Origin of the sequence: Prevotella sp. E13-17 (assembly GCF_022024035.1) — a bacterium.
GTDB lineage: Bacteria > Bacteroidota > Bacteroidia > Bacteroidales > Bacteroidaceae > Prevotella.
Genome location: NZ_CP091787.1, coordinates 1,010,339 through 1,035,518, shown reverse-complemented (window position 1 = coordinate 1,035,518; position 25,180 = coordinate 1,010,339). Strand labels below are relative to the sequence as shown.

Genomic DNA, 25,180 nt, shown 5'->3' with positions numbered 1-25,180 from the left:
AAAAGCAATGAAAAAGCTAAGTTTTATTCATTCAATGATGGCAGTATTGATGATGACTGCCGCTTTCACGGCCTGCGAAGATGACGACGCAAGCCAAAAAACAATCAACGAAAAGTCCACCGCTCACTACGACCTGACGTGCACTGTTGGCAAACACGGCGGCATGAGCAAGACAGAAACGCACATCACCCTGAGTGTTAACTCGCTGAATGACCCCGACGCACTGATCTCTTTCGAGGGCAATGGCGTTGAGATTACCGACTATACCATTGAGAGCATCTACGACGACGAGTTCATGTATCAGGTGCCCGCTTCCAAAGACCGCTTCTCAAAGTTGCAGTTGAAGGACAACAAACTGACCGTTGTACAGGAACAGAAATTTGAAAAGAACACCTATTCCCCACGCAACTACACCCACGCATGGCTCGACAAGAACACCCTGCTCATCATGTCAACCGACGATAACCACACCCATGTCGTGTGGACCAAGCTGAACACCACCGACATGAGCATCATCAACGAGGGCACCATAGCAGGCATTCAGGTGGCTGAGGGCTTCAATGTCTTGTCAACCAGCGGTCTGCTGACTTATCGCAAGAGCGACCATAAGCTGTTCTATTTCTACAACAACAAGAAAGAGACCAGTGGCAGTAACAAGAGCACCAACGAGCCTTTCTTCCGCATAGCCGTCATCAACCCCGAGACAATGGAGGTTGAGCAGGAGATTATCAACAAGGAAGCAGCCCAGATGCAGGGTTCTGCCTATGGCGAGCTACTGCAGAACTTCATCTTCTTCGACAACGACGACAACCTCTATCTGACGGCCTTCAACACCGTCAACAAGAAGAACTATGGCTGCTTGCTACGCATCAAGAAGGGCGAATTTGACTTCGAAACTGGCTATAATGCCTTCCCCGACACCAAAGGCAAGATTCTGACCATCCAATATCTGGGCGACAACAAGGCGCTGGTTTATTCTGGCGACAACGCTGTGGGCACTGGCATCCAGGATGTGGCCTACTACTACTCTGTGGTTGACCTCAATGCCAAGACGGCTACTCGCCTGCAATACGACGGTGAAGACCTGCCCTACTGTGCCGGCAGCTTCTCACAGCGTTCTGTTTACAATGCCAAGGAGAACAAGGCTTATTTTGGCATCAGCAACGATACCGAGAACCGCATTTACATTTACGATGTGGCTACTGGCAGTGTGACCAAAGGTGCCCAGCTGTCGGAAGGCATCTATTTCGACCAGATTCGCTACTTTGAGAAATAAACAGCCAGTGCTATGTCATATCATCCCGTCACCTTCCTGTCGCTGGGACCCGGTCATCCAGACCTGATGACCATTCAAGCCGTCAAGACACTCAAAGAGGCAGACCTTGTCATGGTGCCTGCAACAAGAAGTCACGACGGGACATTGCAGTCACGTGCCACCGCTATCATTGGCGAATGGTGCGACAAAAACCGCCTGAGGGTCTTTGAGCTGCCTATGCTCAAGGACCGCCAGGCGGTTTCTTTGGTTTACGACAGCATCTTTGACGATTGCGTCAAGTACCACCATGAGGGTCGTCGGGTGGTCGTTGCCGTCGAGGGCGATGTGAGTATCTACGCCTCTATCCACTACGTGATGGACCGACTGCAGCAAGCCAGCGTTCCCGTCGTTCAGCTGGCTGGCATCCCATCATTTATCGCTGCCGCTGCCGAAGCAAGACTCTCACTGGCGAGTCAGCACGAGCGCCTCATCATCTTGCCTGGCGATGCCGATGCGACAACACTCCGACAGCTACTTGCATCCCGTCATGTGGTAGTCGTCATGAAACTATCACGGTGCCAGGAAGAAGTCAAAAGCCTGTTGCGTCAAGACGCGCATATCGTATGCCACTATTTTGAAAACGTTGGTATGCCAACAGCTTTCCACACGAACTGCCGCGAGGAAATCATCAATCGTCAGATGCCCTATTTCTCACTTTGCATCCTTTCGGCTTCTCCAATTCAGAATAAATAACTATCTTTGTCGCCGTATGAAGACCGCTTTTCTCATAGCAGCTCCCACCAGTGGCAGTGGAAAGACCACGATAGCCCGCGGACTGATGGCCCTTTTCACAGAGAAGGGCTACACGGTGCAGCCCTTCAAGTGTGGTCCCGACTATATCGACACGAAGTTTCATGAGGCGGTATGCGGCCGTCCCAGCGTCAACCTCGACACGTTTATGGCCACGCCCGAGCACGTTCGCAAACTGTTTTGCCGTTATGGCGACCATGCCGACATCTGCATCGTAGAGGGGATGATGGGGCTCTTCGATGGCTACGACCGCGACCGAGGGTCGTCGGCAGAGATTGCACGCACGCTGAACATCCCCGTCATACTGGTGGTCGATGCCAAGAGCGCCGCCTACTCGATGGCGCCGCTGCTGAAGGGGTTCATGCAGTTCGACCCACAGGTACGCTGCTGTGGCGTCATATTTAATAAGGTAGGCTCTGAGCGCCACTATGCCATGCTGCAGCAGGTGTGCCGGGATGTGGGCATCGACTGTCTGGGCTATTTGCCCAAGAGTCAAGCATTAGAGACGGACTCACGCTATTTGGGACTCGACTTCTCGGCAGATTCCGACAACCGCGAACTACTCCGACAGATTGAGCAGCACATCGACTGGAAAAAGCTGGTCACAGCAGGCCCCAAGTTTGGTGACGGCAAACCTTCCGTTTGCTACTGCCAAACCGATGGTTTAGTTACAGAAAACTCACCGTTTGGTTACGGCAAACCCCAAGACCTCAAAAACGTGCTGATTGCCCGCAACCAAGAATCGTTCTCATTTCTCTACACAGAGATTATCGACAGCTTCCGTCATCCACAGTTTTTCGACCCCGAAACGGCTGTTCCCGACCTCACCCACACAGACCTTCTCTATCTGCCCGGAGGCTATCCAGAGAAGCATCTCGAGGCGCTTGTCGGAAACAAAGCCTGCCGAGAGGCCATCCGCGACTATGCCTTGCGGGGCGGACGCATCGTGGCCGAATGTGGTGGCATGATGTATCTATGCGAAAAGATCGTCACCGACGAAGGCGAATATCCCATGTGTGGCGTACTGCCCTATAGTATTACGGCTCGTAAGGCAGACCGCAAGTTGTCACTGGGCTATCGCCGTTTCACAATGGGCAACAAGGAATACCGTGGACACGAGTTTCACTACACCCAATTTTCTGAAACTCCTGAAAGCATCACGCAGGTCTATAATGCAAAAGGCGAACCCGTACCTACACCAGTATTCAAATTTAAAAACGTTTTCGCGAGCTATACGCATCTCTATCATTTATGAAGAAGTTACACCCCATCATGTTTGCCGGAACGGGCAGCGACGTAGGCAAAAGCATCATTGCCGCCGCCTTCTGTCGCATCTTTAAGCAAGACGGCTATCAGCCTGCACCCTTCAAAGCACAAAACATGGCACTGAACTCCTATGCCACTCCCGAGGGGTTGGAAATAGGACGTGCTCAGGCGGTGCAAGCAGAGGCAGCCGGCATTGCTTGTCATACGGACATGAATCCACTACTGCTGAAACCCAGTTCCGACCACACCTCGCAGGTAGTGCTCAACGGACGGCCGATAGGCAACAAGGATGCTTATGAGTATTGGAGGTCAGGAGGGGGGAGCTTCCGCCAGTCCGTCTGCGACGCCTTCGACCGCTTGGAGGCTCGCTATAATCCCATTGTGATGGAGGGTGCAGGCAGCATTGCCGAGATTAACCTGAAAGACCGCGACCTGGTCAACATGTCGATGGCACGCCATGCCCATGCCGACGTGATACTGGTGGCCGACATAGACCGCGGTGGTGTCTTTGCTTCGGTATATGGCAGCATCATGTTGCAAGCCCCCGAAGACCGCCAACGCATCAAGGGTATCATCATCAATAAGTTTCGTGGCGACATGCGCTTGTTTGACCAAGGACGCCAGATGTTGCAAGACCTTTGTGGCATTCCCGTTCTGGGCGTGGTGCCTTACTATCGCGACATCTTTATCGACGAAGAAGATAGCGTCAGTCTGGAGATGAAACGCCGCGAACTGGCCGAGGGCAAGGTAAACATTGCCGTGCTTCTGCTCAGACATATCAGCAACTTCACCGACTTCGACACATTGGAGCGTGACCCGCGGGTGAACCTTTTCTATACCAACAACACTGCCGATATCGCCCGGGCAGATATCATCATTCTGCCTGGCACCAAAGCCACACTCGACGATCTGATGGAGCTGCGCCGCAATGGTTGTGCTCAAGCCATCTTGCGTGCCCACCGCAATGGCAAGATGGTGGTAGGCATCTGCGGCGGCTATCAAATGCTGGGACAGTCCATCAACGACCCCGATGGCATTGAAGGCACCATTGCCTCGCTGCCCGGATTGGGTCTTTTGCCCATCCACACCACGATGACTGCCGAGAAGAAGACCCGGCAAATCAGCTTCCAGTTTGACGGACAGACCTGTCAGGGCTACGAGATTCATCAGGGCATCAGCGATACCGACGAAGTCATCCTACAGGCCGACCACTGTATAGGCACCTATATCCACGGTTTCTTGGACAACGCACCTGTCATTGAACATTTGCTGAAAGGGCTGGTTGCAACCACAAAGCCTACACAGAGCCTCATGGATTTCAAAGAGGAGCAATACAACAAACTGGCCGCCCACATACGTCAACATGTGGACATTGAGCATATTTATCAATTATTAAGCGAATGACGCATGTACTCTCACTGCTGATTGGATGGAGCATGGACCTCCTGTTTGGCGACCCTGCACGCTTGCCCCACCCCATTGTGTGGTTCGGCAAGGCTATCGCTGCGTTTGAACACAAACTTAACAAAGGCCGTCACCGCCAACTGAAAGGTGCCTTTACGGCTGTGTTCCTAATACTCGCCACCTATGCCGCAGGACTTTTACTCGACCTTTACCTGCCATATCTCGCTTTCATCATCGTCTTCTATTGTCTGGCTGGCACCACACTGATTCGCGAAGTGCGCGAGGTATTTCTCGCCCTGGACCGTTCGCTGGACGAAGGAAAAAGGCAGGTGGCTCGCATCGTTGGCCGCGACACCTCCGAACTGTCGGCACAAGAGGTGCGCACTGCCGCCCTCGAGACACTGGCAGAGAACCTGAGCGATGGCGTCATAGCCCCCCTTTTCTGGTATGCCCTACTAGGTATTCCAGGCATGTTGGCCTACAAGATGGTGAACACGCTCGACTCGATGATTGGCTACAAGACCGAACGCTACAAGGCGTTCGGTTGCTGGGCTGCGCATATTGACGATATTGCTAATTATATCCCAGCCCGACTGACAGCCATTCTGATGATTACCAACCCCTTCGTAACCTCCCCGAGGGGAGGCTTTCCTGAGAGACTGGCATTCGTGCGGAGGTACGGACGGCAGCATGCTTCGCCCAACAGCGGCTATCCCGAAGCGGCACTGGCCAGCATCCTTGACTGCAGGTTTGGCGGACCTCACTATTACTTTGGCGAACTGTTCGACAAGCCATTCATCGGCGAAAACGAGCGCATGCTGACAACCGACGATATGAAAAAAGCCGTCCTGACCAACAGAACGGCAGAAGTTATCATGGTTATTGTCATCGTGCTGCTCTACACGGCGATGGCGCTCACCACCACATAGATACTCAGTTCCACCATCAGACACACCGCACCGCAGCAGTCACCGGTGTAACCTCTCAGTTTGCGCCATATCATCAGGTATAGGAAGTACATCACTAAAGCTGGTGCAAACAGCACCCATTCCCACGCCATCCGCGTGAAGAAAAGATAGCCAACCATCAGAGGCAGACCTTGAAGGGCCAGACCTATGGCCGCCTTTGTACTGATCTGGCGGTACACCATCTTCGACTTAGCCTCTTCCTCTCTTCGGGCATAGGGCATCATCATCACCAGTTGACTGGTCACCATCTTGGCAAATGGATCGGCAGCCAGCACCGTCAGCGCTGCCAATTCAGGACCAAGCGCATACCATGTGGAGCACAGCATCAGCTCATAGACCGTCAGGGCCAGTACGCCATAGGTACCAATGTGCGAGTCTTTCATAATGTCGAGAATGCGCTGACGGTCACTACCGCCACCGCCAAAGCCATCAAAGAAGTCTGCCAATCCATCTTCATGCAGGGCTCCCGTCAACAGCAGACGCATGGCAATAGCTGCAACAACGGTCGTCAGAAAGGGCATAACGAAACTGCCAAAATACAAGACCGCAGCTGTCAAGCCACCCGTGAGCCATCCCACCATGGGCCACCACTCCACCACCGACTGGTAACTCTCCTTACTGGGCTGATAGATGCGCCACAGCGGCAGACGAGTAAAGAAGATCAGTGCAGCCCAAGGGCGGTCGTACCAAGGCGTATGCAAGTTGGATATCATATCAGAAGTATTTAGTTATCTTTGCATCATCAAAATTATTCATCTCATTCATCATCCTGACAGCCGAGTCAATCAGCGGATAAGCACACAAGGCACCAGTGCCCTCACCCAGCCGCAATCCCAGATTCAACAGTGGCTTAGCTCCCAACAAGTCCAGCATCCTGCGGTGTCCGCACTCGTCGCCACAGTGGGTGAAAATCATGTTCTTCTTCACCTCGGCATTCAACTGCACCGCACCCAGGGCACACGCCGTCATGATGAATCCGTCGATCAGGATAATCAGGTTCTGTTCGGCAGCGCGCAACATGGCGCCAATGGCTGTTATCATCTCGAAACCGCCAAAGTAGCTGAGTGGCGATGGCAATGGGACGGCCTGTGCTTGGTAGTTATCTACAGCCTGTCGCAGCACCTGATACTTATGGCGTATGCCCTCGTTGTTCAGTCCCGAGCCGGCTCCAATGCAGTCCTCCAGGGGGATGTTGCTATAGAGGTGCATCCAGATGCTGCTGGGCGAGGTATTGCCAATGCCCATTTCACCAATACAGAGCACATTGCAACCCTCTGCCACACAGTCGTCCACCAACTGGGCACCAACTTGCAGTGCCTCATTGTATTGCGCCTCCGTCATAGCCGGTCCATGCAGGAAGTTCTGCGTGCCACGTGCTATCTTTCGGTTGACAATGCCCGCCACCTGCGACAAGTCGTGGTCAACGCCCACATCAACGATGCGAAGGTCGAACCCATGTTGGCGGCAGAACAGGTTACACCCTCCGCCTCCGTGGGTGAAGTTAATCATTTGTTGCCACGTCACCTCGCGGGGCGACACGCTGACGCCTTCTCGCTCAATGCCGTGGTCGCCACCCAACAACAGGTGGCAGGGATGCTTCAGCACGGGTGTCAGTGTCTGCTGTATCAAGCATATCTGCATGGCAAGTTCCTCCAGTCGTCCCAAGGCCCCCTTCGGTTTGTTCAGGTTGTCAATCTTTTGTTGTATTGCGTCTTTCAGTTCCATGGTCTATTTGATCTTTACGGCAATGCCACTCACCATCAGTATCACCTCGTCTGCACGGCTGGCCACATACTGATTCATCCACCCTTGCAAGTCGGTGAAGCGCCGTTGCAGGGCGTTCTCACTCACGCCGCCACTGCCTATCTCGTTGGTGACGAAGATAAACGTAGCGTCCTGTGCCGTCAGACGGTCAAATTCATCCTTGGCATCCTGCAGTATTTGCTCCGTTGTCTGACCGTCTGTGAGGAAATTAGTGAGCCACAGCGTGATGCAGTCCACCAGCACCACACGTCCTGTCATGTCGTGACGGCTCAGCCAGCGTTCTTCTTCGATATTGGTCCACTGCGCCCCCCGTCTTTGTTGATGCTTTTCAACCCGTTTCCGGAATTCATCATCCCACACGTGTGCCGTCGCCATATAAACAGGATGAGCGCTCAGACTGAGCGCAAGAGCCTCTGCCTGTTCGCTTTTCCCCGAGCGTTGTCCGCCTGTTATCAGAACTATTCTGCTCATTGCCCTGTAAAAATGATTCTTTTATGCTTTTTGCTTGCAAAGTTAATCATTTTTTGTATCTTTGCAAGCAATATGAAGAAAATAATCATTGCGGGCTTAGGCCCTGGTAGTCCCGAGGATATGACGCCTGCCGTACTGCATGCAGTGAGTCAGGCCGACGCGGTGGTAGGCTATAAATACTACTTCCAGTTTGTCGAGTCACATCTGAAAGAAGGTTGTGAGTGTGTGGATACCGGCATGAAGAAAGAGCGCGAGCGCGCCGAGATGGCTTTTCAGTTGGCCATGCAAGAGAAGGTTGTTGTGGTCATCTCCAGTGGCGATGCCGGCATCTATGGCATGGCGCCGCTCATTTACGAAATGCGACACGAACAGGCTGCCAATGATATCGAAGTGACCGTCCTGCCGGGCATCTCTGCCTTTCAGAAAGCAGCCTCGCTGTTGGGTGCCCCTATCGGTCACGACATGTGCATCATCTCGCTGAGCGATCTCATGACACCATGGTCGCTGATTGAGCGCCGCATCCGTGCAGCTGCTGTTGGCGACTTTGTCACTGCCATCTACAACCCCAAGTCGCATGGGCGCTACTGGCAGCTCTATCGCCTGCAAGAGCTCTTTCTTCAGGAGCGCAGTGCCGACACGCCCGTGGGCTATGTGCGTCAGGCTGGCCGCGAGGATCAGCAGGTGAAGGTGACCACTCTCGGTGCCTTCGACCCCGAAGATGTCGATATGTTCACCGTCGTACTGATCGGCAACTCCCAGTCGTATATAAGCCTCACCCCCGTCCCCTCTCCAAAGGGCGAGGGGCGTAAGATCTTTATTACACCACGCGGGTACTACCGCGAGGAGAAGCAGGAAGACGTAAAGCCCGGCCAGTCTATCATGATGGAAAGCTTCCGCACCATTCTTTCCGAGATGAAGCACCCCGATGTGCCCCGCTGGCGTCTGTGGCCATTGCTACACGCCATCCACACCACCGTTGATTTCACCATGGAAGACTGTCTGTGGATGGACGACCGTGCCACCGAGCTAATATATAATAAGGTAAAAGACGGCACCCTGAAGCACATCGTCACCGATGTCACGATGGCTGCCAGTGGCATCCGCAAAGGAGCATTAGACCGCTTGGGCATTCAGGTACACTGCTACATCAACGATTCCAAGACCAAACAGATTGCCCAGGAAAAGGGCATCACACGCAGTCAGGCTTGTATGCAACAGGCTGCCGAGCAGTATCCCGAGGCACTCTATGTGGTAGGCAATGCCCCAACGGCACTCTTCGAGATCTGCGACCTGGTCCACAAGGGCAAGCTTCGCCCTGCTGGCATCATCGCCGCCCCCGTTGGTTTTGTGCATGTGTGCGAGAGCAAGCATGCCGTCAAGACGTTGCGCCACATTCCCAAACTGATTGTCGAGGGGCGCAAGGGCGGCAGCAACCTCGCTGCCACGCTCTGCAACGCCATTCTTACCTATGATGATGCCGAGCAGCTCGCCCCCGGTCGTGATCTTTAAGCAAAAAAATGCTTTTTTCTTGTAACAGCCTCAAAGGTTTTTCCGTATGTACTAATAGAAGGGTTCATCGATGACGCTCTTGGAGAACAGAAAACAAAAGTCAATCATTAAAACATCCAAACAACAATGAAACACTCATTTATCAAGTATGTATCATGGAGAAATGTTAAGGCACTGGCTGTCTGCGTAGCACTGGTATTGGCCTGCATCACCGTCAACGCTCAGGCCAAGAGTTTCAAGAGTCTGTCAAAAATCGACGGCGTGACGCATATCCACATCCCCAAGTTCATGATCAAGCTGGCATCACACAATAACGAGGGACTTCATATTGGCAACAACATAAACATCGGCGACAAGTCGGGCGACATTCTGAAAAACATCAGCTCTGTCGATGTGTTTACCTGTGAAGAGGAGAAAGCTGGCGAGCAACTGGCAGCGGATGCACAAGCTCTCACCACTGGCAAAGACTGGGAGGTGCTGGTCAGTGCCAACGAAGATGGCGAGCGCGTAAAAATCTGTCAGAACAACAGTGGCAGGAACAAAATCTTTGTCATCCTGGCCGAAGAGAAAAAAGAGGTATCACTGGTTATCATCAAGGGCAAGCTGGACCTTGCCAAACTGATGGAACAAGACGAAGATAAAGCCGAATAGCCCGTCATGGACGCAAAGGAGTTCAAACAACGGTTCATGCCCCACCACCGGTTGCTCTACCGGGTGGCCTTTCACCTCACCGGACAAGCGCAGGATGCCGAAGACTTGCTTCAGGATTTCTACCTGAAACTGTGGCAGAAGCGCAATGAGCTGCCACCCGAGGCCCAGAGCGAGGGTTATCTCGTGACCATGCTCCGCCACCTGTTCGTGGATCAACGGCGACAACGGCGACCGGACACCTCGGCAGAACTGCGACACGATGACGGGCCACCCGACGAGCGAAGCCTCGACTGCCAGCTTGACGCCCGCGATGCAGTGCAACGGCTTGACGGGCTCATCCGTCAGCTACCGCCCAAAGAGGCTCTGATGATTCAGCTGCACGAAGTGGAGGCGCGCTCCTACGAGGAGATTGAACGCGACACCGGACTCACGCAGGGCAACATCCGCATCATCGTGATGCGAGCCAAGAAGAAACTGAAACAGCAATTTCAAAATATCACTAAGACATGGACCAACTGAATTGGAAAGAACTCGAACAGATTCCCATTCCTGAAGGACTCTCAGAACGTCTCTCAACCAAGATTGACCAATGGGAACAGCAGGAGAAGTCACAGCAGCGCGCCAAGCGTCGCAGACTCTTTGCCCATGTGGTGCGCCCCGCAGCCATCGCTGCCAGCATTGTCCTTGTCTTTGGCGTGGGATTCCACTTGCTGCGTCAAGACAAGTATCAGAATCTGGCCGAACAAGACACCTACCAGGATCCCATCAAAGCTCAACAGGAAGCGCAGCGTGCCCTCACACTACTGGCCGTCAATCTGAATCGCGGCTTAGGACACTTGGAGAAGGCAAAGGCGCTGAGCGACAAGACAGAACAAACATTAAACGAACAATTAAACACCTTGAAATAATATGAAACAAGCAATGATACGATTCATACTGTGTACTGTGGTTGCCCTGTGCAGCCTTGGTGCCAACGCCCAGGTTAAGGCATTCGAAAAATATGCCGATGCCAAGAACGTCACCTACGTTTACATCTCGAAATACATGCTGGGACTGGCCGGCAAAAATGCGACTCCCTCCGTCCCTGGCATTGACATCAAGACGCTGACCGACAAGCTGACTGGCATTCAGATCATCACCAGCGAAGATGCCTCCACCTCCAAGAAACTGAAGGGCGAAGTCAAGACCATCAGGGATAACGGCAAATACGAGCTGCTGATGCAGGTCAACGAAGACGATAGCAAGGTCAACATTTTCCACCACATTGACAAAGGGCAGTCGGCAGTCCTCATGCAGGTCGAGGATGGCAAAGAGCTCACGCTGTTGGTCTTCTCCGGACATTTCACCCTCGACGATGTGATGAAGATGGCAAAATAACACATCAGCACTATGAAGCGAGCCAGTTTTATCGTCATAGGTATCACCGATCATCCAGCCCCCTGGTTTCCGCCAGAGGTGCTGGATATCATTCGTCAAGGCAAGATCTTCTCGGGCGGTCGTCGTCATCACGAGATAGTAGCTCCACTGCTGCCTGCCGATGCTGAATGGATAGACATCACCATTCCCTTGGACAACGTATTCGAACAGTACCGTGCCTTTGCAACCCAAGTGATCATCTTTGCCAGCGGCGACCCACTGTTCTTTGGTTTTGCCAACACCATCCGCCGCGAGATGCCCGATGCCGAGCTATTGGTCTATCCCGCCTTCAACTCGCTTCAGCTGTTGGCCCACCGTCTGCTGCTGCCCTATCACGACATGCGCATCGTCTCGCTGACAGGACGACCCTGGCCCCAGTTCGACCGTGCACTGATTGAACGGACCGAGAAGATTGGCATCCTCACCGACCGCGAGCACACACCTACAGCTATAGCCCAGCGCATGCTGGAGTATGGCTACAATAATTATATTATGAATATCGGCGAGCATCTTGGCAATCCTCAATTAGAAACTGTCAGCACATGCTCCCTCGAGGAAGCCGCAAAGAAGGATTTCTCCACACCCAACTGCCTAATCCTAACAACTCCCCTCCCTCGCAGGGAGGGGCTGGGGGTGGGTCTCCTGGGCATGGGTCTCCCCGACAGCGCATTTGCACTGCTCGACGGTCGTGAGAAGATGATCACCAAGATGCCCATACGTCTCCTGACCCTTCAAGCGCTCGATCTGGGGCATCGCCACACACTGTGGGACATCGGTGCCTGCACAGGAAGTGTCAGCATCGAGGCCCGTCTGCTGTTTCCGCACCTTCAGGTTGAAGCCTTCGAGATTCGTCCTGAGTGCGAGACCATCATCCAAGAAAACATGCACCATTTCGGAGCCCCCGGCATCAACATCCACATAGGGGACTTTCTCACCTCTCACCTCTCACCTCTCACTTCCCCCGATGCCGTCTTCATCGGCGGTCATGGTGGTCATCTCAAGGAAATCATGCAGAAGGTGCTCACCGTGCTTGCTCCCAATGGCATCATCGTGATGAACAGCGTCAAAGCGCCCCGTGTCATCACCGATAGTCATCAACTGTGGGACGAGGCCTGCCGTGAACTCGGTCTTCGCCAAGACCCACCACTCTATATTCAACTCAACGATCATCACCCTATCACCATACTGAAATGCAGAAGATAGCCATCATACAGATCAGCGAGGCTGGTGCCAGCATCGCCGCCACACTACAAGAGAAACTGAGCGACACTGCCATCGTGAGTCGCAATGCTGTTGCAACCCACTGGCAAGACTACGATGCCTTCATCTTTATCGGTGCCATGGGCATCTGCGTGCGCACCATCGCTCCGCTTGTTGCCGACAAGCACACCGACCCTGCCGTGGTCTGCATCGACTCGTTGGGACAGAATGTCATTTCGGTTCTCTCTGGACATATCGGCGGTGCCAACGACCTGACGCGCGAGCTGTCGGCTCTGCTCAGCGCCCACGAGGTCATCACCACTCAGAGCGACTGTGCCGGACTGTGGGCGCTCGACACATTCCGAAAACGTTTCAACTGGCCCGTAGCCAGCGAGATTGAAGACATGAACGACTGCATCTTTGCCTTTGTCAACCGCAAGCCAACAGCCCTATTGCTGGAAGCACGCGACGAAGGCACCGACTATCTGGAAGCAACCAAACCCGACCATGTCACCATCATCCACGACATCGGCGAGGCCGACCCCAACAAATATGATTTAGTGATCATCGTGTCACCCTTCATACGCAGTGTCCCTGCAGGCATCCGCCTGCTACACTTTGTGCCCATGATTGGAACTATCGGCTTCGGTCTGGCGCATCATCCGGCAGACTACATGAGTATCCATGATGAAATAGACGAGGCTATAGCCCAGCAGGGCATCCTGCCTTGCGCCCATCGCTACTGCACCATCGACGTCAAACAAGATGAGCCCTTCGTCCAGCTGTTGAAAGAAAAAGGAAAAGAAGTGGTGTTCTTCACCTCCGAAGAACTTTCTCAGATAGACGTACCCAATCCCAGCGCCACCGTCGAGAAGCACGTGGGCACGCCCAGCGTCTGCGAAGCAGCAGCCATTCTGGGCTCTAACCACGGCCAGCTCGTCGTTACTAAGCTCAAAGGTAAGAACTGGACAGCAGCACTGGGCCTCCCCCAACCCCTCCGAAGGAGGGGAGTGCCACAGGGGCTTGATGGATGTTCGTCAGATCTCCCCTCCTTCGGAGGGGTTGGGGGAGGCTCCCGAGGAGGCTTCATCGAGATCGTTGGTGCCGGCCCTGGCGATCCCGATTTAATAAGTGTGCGAGGCAGGAAGATGCTGGAGCGTGCCGACCTGATTCTCTATGCCGGTTCGCTGGTGCCCAAGGCATTGACCGAGTGCCATAAGCCTGGTGCCGTGGTGCGCTCGTCGGCCGACATGAATCTGGATGAGCAGTGTGCCCTGATGAAGGAACACTACAACCAGGGCCACTTCATCGTGCGCCTGCATACTGGCGACCCCTGCATCTTTGGTGCCATCCAAGAGCAGATGGCATTCTTCGACCGCGAGGGCATGGCATACCACATCACCCCAGGCATTTCGTCGTTTCTGGCTGCCGCTGCCGAGTTGCAGAGTCAGTTCACCATCCCCGAGCGCTGTCAGACCATCATCCTCACCCGTGGCGAAGGTCGCACACCCATGCCCGAGAAGGAACAGCTGCACCTCTTGGCTCGCAGCCAGAGCACCATGTGCATCTTCCTCTCTGCCGCCATTGTCGATGATGTGCAGCGCCAGCTGTTGCAGGAGTATCCCGCGGACACCCCTGTTGCCGCCTGCTATCACCTCACATGGCCCGACCAGAAGATATTCCGCGGCCAACTGAAAGACCTGGCGCGCATTGTCCACGACAACCACCTCACCCTCACCACCATGCTCGTGGTGGGCGAAGCCATCGACAACCGCCAAGGACTCTCTGAGCTATACAACAAACACTTCACCCATCTCTTCCGAGAGGGTGAAGCGTAAATAAGTACAACCCAACCAGTTCTATCTGCGATAGACAAGATAGAACTGGTTGGGTCCTCCAATCTTGAACACACGCTTCTTGGGTGAAAACTCACTGGCACATTTCGTCTCGTCCTTCACCAATTCTGTAGCAGCTTTCTCCGAATAGTTTTTCACAGACTCCAACCAGAAAGAGTTTTCTATAAACGTCACGGGAGCAGGCCTCTTATCGAAAGAATAAGCGATGCGATTCTTGAAAGTCAACGGTGTTGTTGACAAGCTATAGTCTGCAAAGACAGCAGTTTTCGACGGGTAATCAATTTTGTTATCACACGTACTTGCCGGTTTTTCACATATGCTATATCCTCCAATATACTTAAAGCTATGAGCAGGTATGCATATAACCTCTTGTTCCTTGGTCTCTACACCAGATGAAAAGCCATTCTTCTTTTCAGCGTTTAGACCTATGCCGAAGAGAGAAGATGCTACCGAGGAATACTGATTGGGCCACCATTTGCCCGCTACAGCATAAGCATTTGATACCGAGTAGCTGTAGCCTACGTTGACCGAAGAGAAAGACTGGTTAGTGAATGTTCTGTTTAAATAATAGTCGTGCGCTTCACCATCTTTTATAAAGAAAGTCTGCGTCATGTCTATAAAAATATCTTTGTCGGTTTTGTTTTTAAACACAAAACTCACAGACCCTTTCTCCGACCAAAGATTGTAGAGCACCTCGCAATCTTCGTTTTCAAATGCCAAGGTGTTTTCCTTTTGCGTTAAGTTTTCCGATTTCACAGTATACACCTGATAGAATGGTGTCATACATGAAGTCAGCATCAATGATGCCAGCAAGGCGTAGAATAGATTTTTCATAATAATATGCCTTAAAAAGTTTATAATAGATGTTTCTATTTGCAAAGATATGAGAATCAGACAATATATCCAAATAATTCGCCACACTTTCGATGCCGCAAGGCTTGCAAAAGACGCTTTCACACATATCGCCAACGGCAAGCATCATTATTAATTTCTCCCAATTGTTTCTATTATGACATTTGACCATTGGCAGAGAAAGAACGATACTTATGCGTTTTCCTTTCCAGCCTCTCTTTCTCGAACAACTAGGATTATCAAGAATATAGCGACTAAAACATCTACAACATTCCAGATTACGCGTCCTAGTGCAAACTTAAAGAAAGGCTGAAACAACAACGCAAGGCCTACAAACGTCCAAGCTAAAGAAGCCTTTCCCGCAGAATAATAGTTATAGGCCGAGGCCCCAAATACCATCATTGTCACAAACCGAACCAGCATGAAGTACCCATAAGGCATAGGTGCAAGACATAGCAGCATCATCGCTGCAAGAACAATATAAATTTGCTTCATCTTCACTCTATTAAAGTCAATGTTTATCAACGCCAATTATCTTTGTGTTATCTTTAACACATTCCGGCCATTGTCTATCTCAATTTTTCCGAGTCTCCCTAGAATGCTCTGCCCTAACAATCATAACAATCATAAACAAATAAATATTACCATCATTTACAGCCTAGTTGAATTCTATCGTATTATGATTATAATCTATAGTCACTTTGCCAAATTTTGCCAATGCGGTTTGACCAAGAAGCAATGGTGCCTGAATATTATCGACAACGGTCGCTTCAACGTTTTCAAGAGTGATGTCACCAATTTGAACCATGCGGAGCAAAACAATTGTTCCTACAGAGACACCGCCTGTAGCATCTTTAAACTGTTGCTGTCCCAAAATGTCATCTTGCGTAATCTGCCCTTGTTTTAGCATCACCATTGCTTCTGCTGATGACAGACTGATACTTGATGCACCTGTATCAAATATGAAATCAAGATTTAAACCATTAACAGTAATAGGCACAAGATAGACTCCACCTTCCTTGCGCATGCTAACCTTAGTGTGACCACCAACTTTGCGCTCTCTTCTGTCGTTATTTTGGATTTTAGCTATCGTTGTACGACTGCGGTTATTGTCGCGACCATGACGGCCTGATTTATGGGCACATGATGATAATGATAATGCAAATATTATGCATGGTATCAATACAAGTAAAATGAATATTTTATTTTTCTTCATTTTCTATGATATTTTTGGGAATTATATGAATAACAAATCTTTGGTTATCTTTCTCTTTCTCTCCTCGCTCTCGCATCAACGTGCCATCCAGTAGATTAAAACGCGCTGTGCCCTCTCCACCGGTATATCCAAAATTGTATCTACCATCGCCACTTCCCGCAATTTGAATTTCACAATTGCCGCCAAAATCTATCATACACACATCTTTCCAGAATTTCATAAGCGTTAGAGCTCTTTGGAAACTATAGTCATAATTGTCATCAGTAAGGCGTGTTGAATTGCGTGATGCTTGTCCTTCAATAATGAGCAGATATTGATTCGCACTGTTTCTATCTAAGAACTCTTTGATTTCCATTCCTGCTTGATGTAGGCGTGTAGTGTCTGCTTGTAAATCTGCAAGTTGGTATTTCGTGGCCTCAAAGAAACACCTGACATCCAGAACGTATTTCTTATATTCTGCTTTATAGGCAAAGTTCTTTGAGCTTTCAAGTTCTTTGGTAGAAGCCTCTACTTTCTTAATCTCTTCAAGTTGCCTCTCTGTTGCTTCCATTCGTTTATGCAATAGAACAATGACCAACACGAATAAAGTTAGCATGATGAAGAACAGACTTGTCATCAAATCCGAATAGCTTGTCCAAAAGAATGATTCTCTCTTTTCTACCATAGCATCACATCATTGTAATTTGGCCATAGAATCTATTGCAGTAGTATCATTCGCAATAGAATCAGGAATAATAGAATCAGGAGCAAACGAATCCTGATAATTATTGTTTTGTTGCTCAGTAGCATGCATTTTTTTTATCTTGTCAGCAAACCATATGTTGTGAATAGTATTTGCTGTACAGGCTATTGCTATCAAGATTGCGCAAACAATGACAACCCAGCTTGTCTTATAAGTTGTTGGTGCTGAGGTACTGGAATCGTTATCCATATTCTTTTTACTTGCTTTGGCATATTGAAGAAGCGTCTCCCTCGTAGAGAATATGAAGTTTGAATATAACTGGCTATTTGATTCTTCAAGTCTGACAATCATATCGTCAATTTTCTGCGGAATTTCTGCCACATCTGCAAGTTTTTTCTCAAGCATTGGTATTTCCTTGAGCTGAGTTAAGAATTGAGCTTTTAAATCTTCGTTAACTTGCTCAAAGGACTCTTTCTCTTCCTTTAATATTCGCTTAAAGTCTTCCGCCTGCTGAACAAATATACTATTAAGTTCCTTTGAATTTGACTCCGATGACTCCCTTAATGAACGTAAGGCATCTCTTAGAGCCACATCGGAATCTGCCGCATCCTTAGCGATTTCAGCTTTGTGGCGTGAGAAATATTGCTGGATTTCCTCCAAAACATGCAATCGGTTTGCCTCTTGTTCAAATTGTGTTGTGAATGTGTGGATGGCATCAGTATAGCCGTGAATATCGTTCAAATACCCATTAAACTGTTCAAGTTTGTCTGTACATTCCTTTAGTTCTTCAAGTACACGCACGTTGGCCTTAGCCATCTTCATCACATCCATGTCATGCACGGCTTTGATAATATCGCCTTGAATTCTATAGGATTCGTTTACTTCTCGCAAAGCGCCACGCAATGATGAAGTGTTTTCTGCAAACGTATTATTGAACTTGTTGAGGTTCTTAACCAAACGGTTGAGAGCATCAGAAGTATCAGAAGGTAACTCTGGCAACAATTTGGCTTGCAACCATGCAAGGAATGTATTCTTTCCTGATTCTCCTTGTAGTTTATATCTCTTGAATAGAAGGGAGGCTATTGTAGTGAGCAAAATACCCATGATGCTTGCAAGCATAGCCCATGCCACACCTGAGAGCAAATCGTTTACTCCGTTTGCGGCACTACCAAAGTCATCTGAGCCTGATGAAAGTAGGTCTGTAATACTTCCGGTTGTTATAAGCGAACCTAAGCCAACAATTACGCCTGCCATTGTTCCTGCAAGGCCACAATACAGTGGTGTCGGCGTAAGGGTATTGATATCATTCTCAACAGAATCGCAATGGCGATCTACGGCATCCTTAAGGAGCGAGAAATCAATAACAGAACCTGAATTGTTTTCAAGGTATTTGTTGATTGAGTCCTTGATGGATTCAAAAATATTGTTACCGCTTCCAAAAATGCCAGAGACAAATTTTGTTTCGGGATTATGAGCTATACCCCAGGATCTTTCCTCGGCGAAGATTTTTTTGTACTCTCGCATACGGAGCACATTCTTCACGAAAAAGAATATCTGTAGCACAATAATAAGTGCAACAATTACTAGTACTAATTGTGACATTTTACTTCAGTAGTCTGATTTTAAGTTTTTTTGTAACTTCCCAAGTGTTTTCATCATACTTTTCGCAGATACCTTTTTCGATTTCCTTGAAACTGGTTGCATCTTCTATTGAACCCGTATATTCAACAACTTCCTGCCATCCATTTCTAGATTTTATTTTATCTAATGAGATAATTGTAAATTCACCTTTTTTCTCATTTTTGAACTTGATGGAGAACACACACGTTTCCTGACTCGAATCCAAAATCTTAGTAAAATATTTACCTGTATTAATATTTGCATAACCAGCACGGATTACTTCAGATGTCCTTTCTTGCTGAGAATTAGAATATCCATAAGAGGTCTGCTGGTGAGTTAGTATAGGTTTTTGAGAATTCAAATACGTTACAACTTCCTGCAATGTATTTTCTAATTTTTGAATGCGACTTTCTATGCTACTTGATAAATTGGAAGAACTTGAAGATGTGTTTTGAGAATTACGTTGTGCTTCATTCATGAGGCTATTGACATTGAAAATCAATTCCTTTATTCTCCGAGAGCTATCCAAACGGTCACCTACTACAGCACGGACTTCATGTTCGTCCAACCCCCGCCTAAAGAGTGCCAAAAAGAGTGCTATTATCGATAGAACTATGGCACCCATAGACATCCATGCCCATGTGCTTCTAGGACTCTCAATATTCTCAATTTTCTCTCTTAATTCAGAATTCCCTTTTTGAACTTGATTAAGAGCTACTGCTAAAGTATCTACTTTATTCACTAGATCTTTCATTAAAGAGTCTTGTTCCACAATGTGTGCTTTTATTTCTGGAGCTAGCCCTTCAATTGAAGATATCTCCTTGGAGTCTTTTTGAGATTTGTCTTCCTCAAAAAAACTACAGGAAGATACAGCCATGATGATAGCTATATATATAATGGTGTTTAATATCTTTTTCATTTGCTTGGATTTTCTAAATAATACTCATGAATTTTGCTTGAAAGAGACTGCAGGACACCTTTAATCGGGTAGAATGATATAGCATCTTCGATTGGGTTGTCCTTGTTGCCAGACTCTTTGATAGAGAGTTCTATACCCTTGTCAAGGTAAGTTTCCAAATCCTTTGTACACTCTTCTTTTGCAATCTTCATTGTCACGTTGTCAACACCGAAATTGTTGTCCAGATTGAATGCTGATGGAATATCTGTCAGCGCAAATCTGAAGAAGTCTTTGACTGTCTTCACAATTTCAGCCTTATGAGTATCAGAAATGGAAGCGTATGTGTCATTGACATTTGCAAGTTTTCCAGAAGAATCACGCAGGATAAGAGTCTCCGGTTCTTCCTCATAGGCTTCGGTTGCAATCAAGCCACCCTTACAGGTGGACTCTTTGGGATTTGATCCTTGTTCCAAACCGAGGATATCAAGGGCTGATTCGTATTCTGTGCCAAGCACTTTTTCAAAGATTACTTTGGTGTATTTACCAAGAATCTTTGGATCGGATGAAATAATGCCAACAATCTTACTACCATTACCACTGAATGCGATGTGTCGTGGTGCTTTCAATCCCTTTGTTTTGACTATTTGTGCAATGTGATAGACGATTGCAGTATAGAAGATGATGAATACCAACTTAAACTTCGTGTCATTTTGTAGAATCTTGTTGAAGTCAATGTTGTTTTGGGCAAGACTCTTCGTAGCAGAATTGTCTTTCAGCGAGAATAGGAAGGAGGCCATGTTCGCAGGCTGTCCCAAGTTGCTGTTAAAAATATTAACAAGTTCGTTCAACTCTGGCTTCGACTGAAGGAGGCCAAGAATATCATTCTTAAACCAGTCCACGATACCATTATTCGGGTTAATATCGGAGAAGGAATCCTCAAAAAGAGAGTTTGCAGCGAATTTGAAAGAGGTGATATATTCCACTTTGCCGTTAGATGAAAAAGCAATGTCTGTAGTTCCTCCACCAATATCAACATTAACAAGATTCGTTGCAGTCGCATATCTACGGAAGTAGAACTGGATTGGAGCAACCGACTCAGAGATGTTTCTTGTAGCGCCATCCCGATTGAACAATTCTGAATATGAATCATTCCATGCATTCTTTAGCTGAGAAAGCCGGCGTGGAGACATGCTATTCGGATAGAACCATGTAATTTTTGTTCTGGCAAGATTGCCGTTGTTGGCAATCACCTTGTTACGAATGATCATCATGATATTGCGTATGTACGCTTGCATTGCAGACTGGGCATTTGGTTTGCTACTCCATTTAATATTTACCATTGGTTTAGCATTATATGCAATACCTAACTTCTTATTGTAAGTAATATCGAAATTTATCAGGCCAAATGTTCTCAATTTCTCTGTCCAATCAGTAGATTTAGCGTATGACAAAGCTGTCCTAGTTGGGAAAGAGAAATCAGATTCGTCCCCAACTGCAACAGGAATGAAATCACGTACTATTAAGTCGTTTTCATCAATCAAATCCAAGGGAATGAGTTTTCCCTGTATTTCACGATAGGATTGTACAAAAAATAGTCCAAATAAAGCCTCAGACTCCTTATAATTGAATGATTCTGAACCGTTATTGTCAGTTTTCTTGAACTCAATGTGTGTGTTAGATGTTCCTAAGTCAATTGCAAATTCAAAATCTTCCAAATTTTGATGCGTAAGGAAGTTGGGGATGATAACATTACTAATTCCCCCCTTGTTGGAAACTCTAATAAAGTCAAAATTATTATTTTGGATAGTATATGTTTCTGCCTTAAAATCGAAAAGGCCTCTTTCCTGATTTCTACAATCTACAGGTATGTCGCGTATAATTTCACTCTCACGATAGAAATCGAATCGGAACTGATTGGAGAAGGTGCTAACGCATGATACGGTATATATTGCATCCTCTTCGTTCTGGAACTTCATACTGGGCATTACCAGACCAGTAAAGTCGAAGGTTGTCATACCACCGGAATTCTGAGTCTCCGAAACGTCAGCTTGGCGCTGCGCATAATAGATACGTTGATATTCGATGTAGTTGATGTTACCATTACCTGTGATAGGAATACGGATAATTACGTTCACAGAGCCTCCTGCTACGGATTCCATTTCAAAAGCAAGTTTCCCATCTGGCATTGTAGAATTCAATGTCTCTATAGAGAAATAACGGAAATACAAGGGTTTGATGGGGAGTAGGAATGATGTCATCTCTTCTTCCTCATTCAAGTTTCCGTTAAAGAAGTACTTTTTATTAAGGCTATGAGGAACTTTGACTATCGTGTCTTCAAGAAAATCACTTATTGTAAGATACGAGTATACAGAGCCATCATAAGGGAGTGTTCTTCTCTCAATGTCTGCTATTATTGGCTTATATGGTGCTTTGTTCGTATTACCCCATACACCATTAGCATACTGAAGGTTTGAATACTTGTTACCAGATTCAACAGGGAGTACAAGGGGTTTGACTCCTACGATATTCCGCTCTGGGCGAATCGTGAACTCGTTTTCTATTTCAGCTTTGCCCTTTTTCTTAAACAAGACGGTTCCAAGCACTTCAACCTGATTGCTTTGCTGATGTGTTTGTACATCAATAAAATCAAAATCCTTCGCTGATGCCGACGTTATAGCATTTAATTTGTTCTTAATCTGTTGGTCTGAAATGGCTTTAAATGTCAGATTCAGGTAGGACTCAATTTCTGGAAAGAGATTTGAGAAGGACGGAATCGTCTTTCGCAATGTCCACCATGCCTTAATATAATCAAAATCACGATTGTATAGGGCTACATAATCGCCATCAAAAGGACGGTCATTATTTGCAAAGAATATGTCTTGTATATATTCAAGGTTATTAGCGCCACTAAAGAAGAGGGTAGCAGGAGAAGTTGCGCCAATAATATTTAGTTCATCAGGACCTTTCGTATAGTTAAGAAGGTAGATGTTCTGTAATTGACCGAAATTATAAGTCTTGGCATCCGATTGCAGATATTTGTCCAATGCGTCTGCAACATAGAAATGACTGACGTTGTTGTCATTTTTAAGTACAGGTATCATTGACGATGGATCCCAAGTGATGATTTCTATTTTTTCCTTAAACTTGTCTATATTAAAGAATATCTCTCCAACATCCAAGGAATCAGACACCATCTTGTGATAAATGGTATTACCATCCAGTTCTTTTATATCTTTAGTCGCTCTACGGCAAACTTCCCTGAATGCTGTTTTAACTAAATCTATTCTGGCAAAAGGTGACGGTATTGATGTTATCTCGTTTTTTGCACTGGCACCATCTGGATCTTCAATAGTATCTCGTGCATTTGAATTGTAAGGAAATGCGGGGCTTTCATTCCACCCCTGATAGGTTGTGGTTCCTTCTTTATATAATCTGAATACTTTAGACATAGTGGTTACGCATTAAATTTCTCATTAAAAAGTTTTGACATGCCAAGATAGAACATCTCCAGGAATTTGTCATTATTGTCGTTACTTTGGCATTTTTTCACAGCAGAATTCAGTCTATCTGTAACTAGGTCGTAATCCGACTTCAGACTTACAATTTTCTTTGGCTTACATCCTGTTACAATATCGAAAGGTTTATCCTTTGAATTGAGGTTAAACAAATCCAAAGAACGTTTGTTCCTTTTCATTTCGTCTAACCATTCAATAAACAAAGCAGCCATCGATTGCAATTCAGACATGAAAGAAGAATTGTATAAACCATTAAAATTGTCATTATTGGCATTGAAATCCTTCGAAGAGTAATAACTCATTTTGTGTGTTAAGCAGTTTGCCATCATCATAAATTCTGTGAGTGGGGCAAAGAGCATCTTTTTCTGTTTGTCATAGAAGGAATCGAATGTAATGGCTCCACCAGTTACATCTTTTAGGCCAAGTTCTTTGTTCGTTGTGTTCTGATGAGTTTTGTTACTAAAATCCACAATAGCTGTAGCAGCAAGAAATTCAATGAGATGTGCATCATTTTGTTGAGCAGAGCCACCTTCATGATTCTCATAAGTATTGGTCATATTATCTGCCAAGAAATAGATGGCATCAATAGAACCATTCTTACTTATATTGTTCTCATAGTAAGCTAAAGCGGATTTTGTTTTTGATATAAATGTTGAAGAGTCTATTTCACTCTCGTCATCATTCTTTAGCTTAAAGTAAGGCAGAATAGTAATGGCTCCTATTTCAGCTTTGTTTATCAAATCATTATTAGGAAACGAAGTTCCTGTTCTGAGAGTCTTTAACAGCAAAGGAAAACCACTTGCGCCCGTTCCACCAAAGATTGAGCTAATGATAAATATCTTATCGCCTGATTCAAAATTATTAGCAAAATCCTGGAAGTCATCTGAATCGACAATTTGATTTAGCACAACACTTCCGATATTGGGGTTCCCCTTAAAACCAACATCCATAGACGAAGCCAAGTTCTTTTCTGAGAATAGCATTCTCATCATCGCTTGTGATGATTTCTCCATGGACGCCAAGTCGATAAACTGCTGAAAGGTTTTGTCATCAGTATCGTTAATGCGCAAAGTGTAATTAACTAGAATCTGAGACAGTTCTTTTCTAAAGAATTGGGATTCATTCTTTTTTGTAAAAGTCAATTCTGAGTGTACGGCTCTGTAGTTGTTCATCAGGGCAACTGTTCGTGTCAAATCAGCATTGGAAGCATCTGGGTCAATAATAATTGGCACTATCTCATCAGAACCAATGTTTACACCAGAAGCCATCATCATTGTAAAAGAACGGAGGACACGAGCGCCTGTACCCCCTATACCAAATATATATAATTTAGCCATAATTGAAATTGTTTGAAGTTAGAAAGGTGCACGAGAGCAATTAGAACTCCACCACTTGATAATGTAAGAGAGAATCAAGAAGGCAAGAATAGCATCTATCATGTTTGTAACGCCAAAGGCCAGAATGTCTGATTCGTAAATATGCAGATCTTCCATTTTGCCGGTAGTTGCGCTTTCAGCAACCATTAGCCCATCATAATAGTCTTTCAGAACCCACTGCCAGCCAACTACAAAGTTAATCGCAGCGTTTACACCAGCAAAAATTAACCACCCCCACCAGTTGTTTAGTCGAGGATGATTAACTACATAGTAGTAGGTTACCACCATAAAGAATGTAATACATAGCATCGATAGCCCAATACCAATGTACATGTTACTCTGTTGCTCTGGAGACGACTGTCCCCAAAGATAGTCTGCTAATTCGAGTCCAAAGAAGTCCTCAAGCCAACAATAAATGCTTCCGAAAAATTCTCCCATATTTTAATCGTTT

General features: G+C 47.3%; 24 protein-coding genes. 12 read left to right on the top strand and 12 right to left on the bottom strand.

The genetic code is table 11. The features are described from left to right. Positions 1 to 7 precede the first annotated feature (7 nt). The 5 genes from L6472_RS03730 to cbiB are packed head-to-tail and all read left to right on the top strand — an operon-like array spanning position 8 to position 5,664. Complete coding sequence (locus tag L6472_RS03730; RefSeq protein ID WP_237807258.1) at positions 8 to 1,276, top strand: hypothetical protein; 1,269 nt, start codon at positions 8 to 10, stop codon at positions 1,274 to 1,276. A gap of 12 nt (positions 1,277 to 1,288) precedes the next feature. Continuing rightward, positions 1,289 to 2,008 (top strand): precorrin-2 C(20)-methyltransferase, encoded by a 720-nt coding sequence (locus tag L6472_RS03725; protein WP_237807257.1) that lies wholly within the window; start codon positions 1,289 to 1,291, stop codon positions 2,006 to 2,008. 16 nt (positions 2,009 to 2,024) lie between these two features. Beyond that, positions 2,025 to 3,320, top strand: a complete 1,296-nt coding sequence (locus tag L6472_RS03720) for a cobyrinate a,c-diamide synthase (protein WP_237807256.1) — start codon at positions 2,025 to 2,027, stop codon at positions 3,318 to 3,320. Continuing rightward, positions 3,317 to 4,735: a cobyric acid synthase gene (locus L6472_RS03715; RefSeq protein ID WP_237807255.1), complete on the top strand. Its 1,419-nt coding sequence runs from the start codon at positions 3,317 to 3,319 to the stop codon at positions 4,733 to 4,735. Before L6472_RS03720 ends, L6472_RS03715 begins: the two co-directional genes overlap by 4 nt. Then, positions 4,732 to 5,664, top strand: coding sequence for an adenosylcobinamide-phosphate synthase CbiB (cbiB, locus tag L6472_RS03710; protein ID WP_237807254.1), 933 nt, complete (start codon positions 4,732 to 4,734; stop codon positions 5,662 to 5,664). The genes L6472_RS03715 and cbiB overlap by 4 nt, the downstream gene beginning before the upstream one ends. On the opposite strand, the gene cobS is transcribed toward cbiB, so the two are convergent. Genes cobS through cobU form a run of 3 tightly spaced genes read right to left on the bottom strand, consistent with a single transcriptional unit; the run spans position 5,634 to position 7,938 of the window. Next, positions 5,634 to 6,416: an adenosylcobinamide-GDP ribazoletransferase gene (gene cobS, locus L6472_RS03705; RefSeq protein ID WP_237807253.1), complete on the bottom strand. Its 783-nt coding sequence runs from the start codon at positions 6,414 to 6,416 to the stop codon at positions 5,634 to 5,636. The genes cbiB and cobS overlap by 31 nt on opposite strands. Before the next feature lies 1 nt (position 6,417). After that, on the bottom strand, positions 6,418 to 7,428 hold the full coding sequence (gene cobT, locus L6472_RS03700) for a nicotinate-nucleotide--dimethylbenzimidazole phosphoribosyltransferase (protein ID WP_237807251.1): 1,011 nt from the start codon (positions 7,426 to 7,428) through the stop codon (positions 6,418 to 6,420). 3 nt (positions 7,429 to 7,431) lie between these two features. Then, positions 7,432 to 7,938 (bottom strand): bifunctional adenosylcobinamide kinase/adenosylcobinamide-phosphate guanylyltransferase, encoded by a 507-nt coding sequence (gene cobU, locus L6472_RS03695; RefSeq protein ID WP_237807249.1) that lies wholly within the window; start codon positions 7,936 to 7,938, stop codon positions 7,432 to 7,434. A 72-nt stretch (positions 7,939 to 8,010) separates the two neighbouring features. Here cobU and cobJ point away from each other — a divergent pair, with 72 nt between their 5' ends. From cobJ to cobM, 7 genes are all read left to right on the top strand, one after another. Continuing rightward, positions 8,011 to 9,447: a precorrin-3B C(17)-methyltransferase gene (cobJ, locus tag L6472_RS03690; RefSeq protein WP_237807247.1), complete on the top strand. Its 1,437-nt coding sequence runs from the start codon at positions 8,011 to 8,013 to the stop codon at positions 9,445 to 9,447. Positions 9,448 to 9,573: 126 nt separating this feature from the next. Further along, the gene (locus L6472_RS03685; protein WP_237807246.1) at positions 9,574 to 10,098 is read left to right on the top strand and encodes a DUF4252 domain-containing protein; all 525 of its coding nucleotides are present in this window, start codon (positions 9,574 to 9,576) and stop codon (positions 10,096 to 10,098) included. 6 nt (positions 10,099 to 10,104) lie between these two features. Next, positions 10,105 to 10,617 carry an RNA polymerase sigma factor gene (locus L6472_RS03680; RefSeq protein ID WP_255777068.1) on the top strand — a complete coding sequence of 171 codons (513 nt, stop codon included), beginning with the start codon at positions 10,105 to 10,107 and terminating at the stop codon, positions 10,615 to 10,617. Beyond that, complete coding sequence (locus L6472_RS03675; RefSeq protein ID WP_237807245.1) at positions 10,605 to 11,006, top strand: hypothetical protein; 402 nt, start codon at positions 10,605 to 10,607, stop codon at positions 11,004 to 11,006. Before L6472_RS03680 ends, L6472_RS03675 begins: the two co-directional genes overlap by 13 nt. A gap of 13 nt (positions 11,007 to 11,019) precedes the next feature. Further along, positions 11,020 to 11,475 (top strand): DUF4252 domain-containing protein, encoded by a 456-nt coding sequence (locus tag L6472_RS03670; RefSeq protein ID WP_237807244.1) that lies wholly within the window; start codon positions 11,020 to 11,022, stop codon positions 11,473 to 11,475. A 12-nt stretch (positions 11,476 to 11,487) separates the two neighbouring features. Then, positions 11,488 to 12,717: a precorrin-6y C5,15-methyltransferase (decarboxylating) subunit CbiE gene (gene cbiE, locus L6472_RS03665; RefSeq protein ID WP_237807243.1), complete on the top strand. Its 1,230-nt coding sequence runs from the start codon at positions 11,488 to 11,490 to the stop codon at positions 12,715 to 12,717. After that, entirely contained in the window at positions 12,705 to 14,552 is a 1,848-nt protein-coding gene (cobM, locus tag L6472_RS03660) for a precorrin-4 C(11)-methyltransferase (protein WP_237807242.1), read from the top strand. Before cbiE ends, cobM begins: the two co-directional genes overlap by 13 nt. Before the next feature lie 21 nt (positions 14,553 to 14,573). Here the strand turns inward: cobM and L6472_RS03655 are convergent, their stop codons facing one another. From L6472_RS03655 to L6472_RS03615, 9 genes are all read right to left on the bottom strand, one after another. Next, entirely contained in the window at positions 14,574 to 15,404 is an 831-nt protein-coding gene (locus L6472_RS03655; protein WP_237807240.1) for a hypothetical protein, read from the bottom strand. A 210-nt stretch (positions 15,405 to 15,614) separates the two neighbouring features. After that, positions 15,615 to 15,917, bottom strand: a complete 303-nt coding sequence (locus L6472_RS03650) for a DUF6804 family protein (RefSeq protein ID WP_237807238.1) — start codon at positions 15,915 to 15,917, stop codon at positions 15,615 to 15,617. A 163-nt stretch (positions 15,918 to 16,080) separates the two neighbouring features. Then, a complete protein-coding gene (locus tag L6472_RS03645) occupies positions 16,081 to 16,638 on the bottom strand; it encodes a TIGR02281 family clan AA aspartic protease (protein ID WP_237807237.1) in 558 nt (185 codons plus the stop codon). Continuing rightward, positions 16,625 to 17,188, bottom strand: coding sequence for a hypothetical protein (locus L6472_RS03640; RefSeq protein WP_237807236.1), 564 nt, complete (start codon positions 17,186 to 17,188; stop codon positions 16,625 to 16,627). Before L6472_RS03640 ends, L6472_RS03645 begins: the two co-directional genes overlap by 14 nt. A 123-nt stretch (positions 17,189 to 17,311) precedes the next feature. Further along, positions 17,312 to 18,922 carry a hypothetical protein gene (locus L6472_RS03635; protein WP_237807235.1) on the bottom strand — a complete coding sequence of 537 codons (1,611 nt, stop codon included), beginning with the start codon at positions 18,920 to 18,922 and terminating at the stop codon, positions 17,312 to 17,314. A gap of 1 nt (position 18,923) precedes the next feature. Further along, positions 18,924 to 19,859 (bottom strand): hypothetical protein, encoded by a 936-nt coding sequence (locus L6472_RS03630; RefSeq protein ID WP_237807234.1) that lies wholly within the window; start codon positions 19,857 to 19,859, stop codon positions 18,924 to 18,926. Beyond that, on the bottom strand, positions 19,856 to 23,287 hold the full coding sequence (locus L6472_RS03625) for a hypothetical protein (protein ID WP_237807233.1): 3,432 nt from the start codon (positions 23,285 to 23,287) through the stop codon (positions 19,856 to 19,858). The genes L6472_RS03630 and L6472_RS03625 overlap by 4 nt, the downstream gene beginning before the upstream one ends. A 5-nt stretch (positions 23,288 to 23,292) precedes the next feature. After that, on the bottom strand, positions 23,293 to 24,690 hold the full coding sequence (locus tag L6472_RS03620; protein WP_237807231.1) for a hypothetical protein: 1,398 nt from the start codon (positions 24,688 to 24,690) through the stop codon (positions 23,293 to 23,295). 18 nt (positions 24,691 to 24,708) lie between these two features. Next, entirely contained in the window at positions 24,709 to 25,167 is a 459-nt protein-coding gene (locus L6472_RS03615) for a hypothetical protein (protein ID WP_237807229.1), read from the bottom strand. Positions 25,168 to 25,180: the final 13 nt, after the last annotated feature.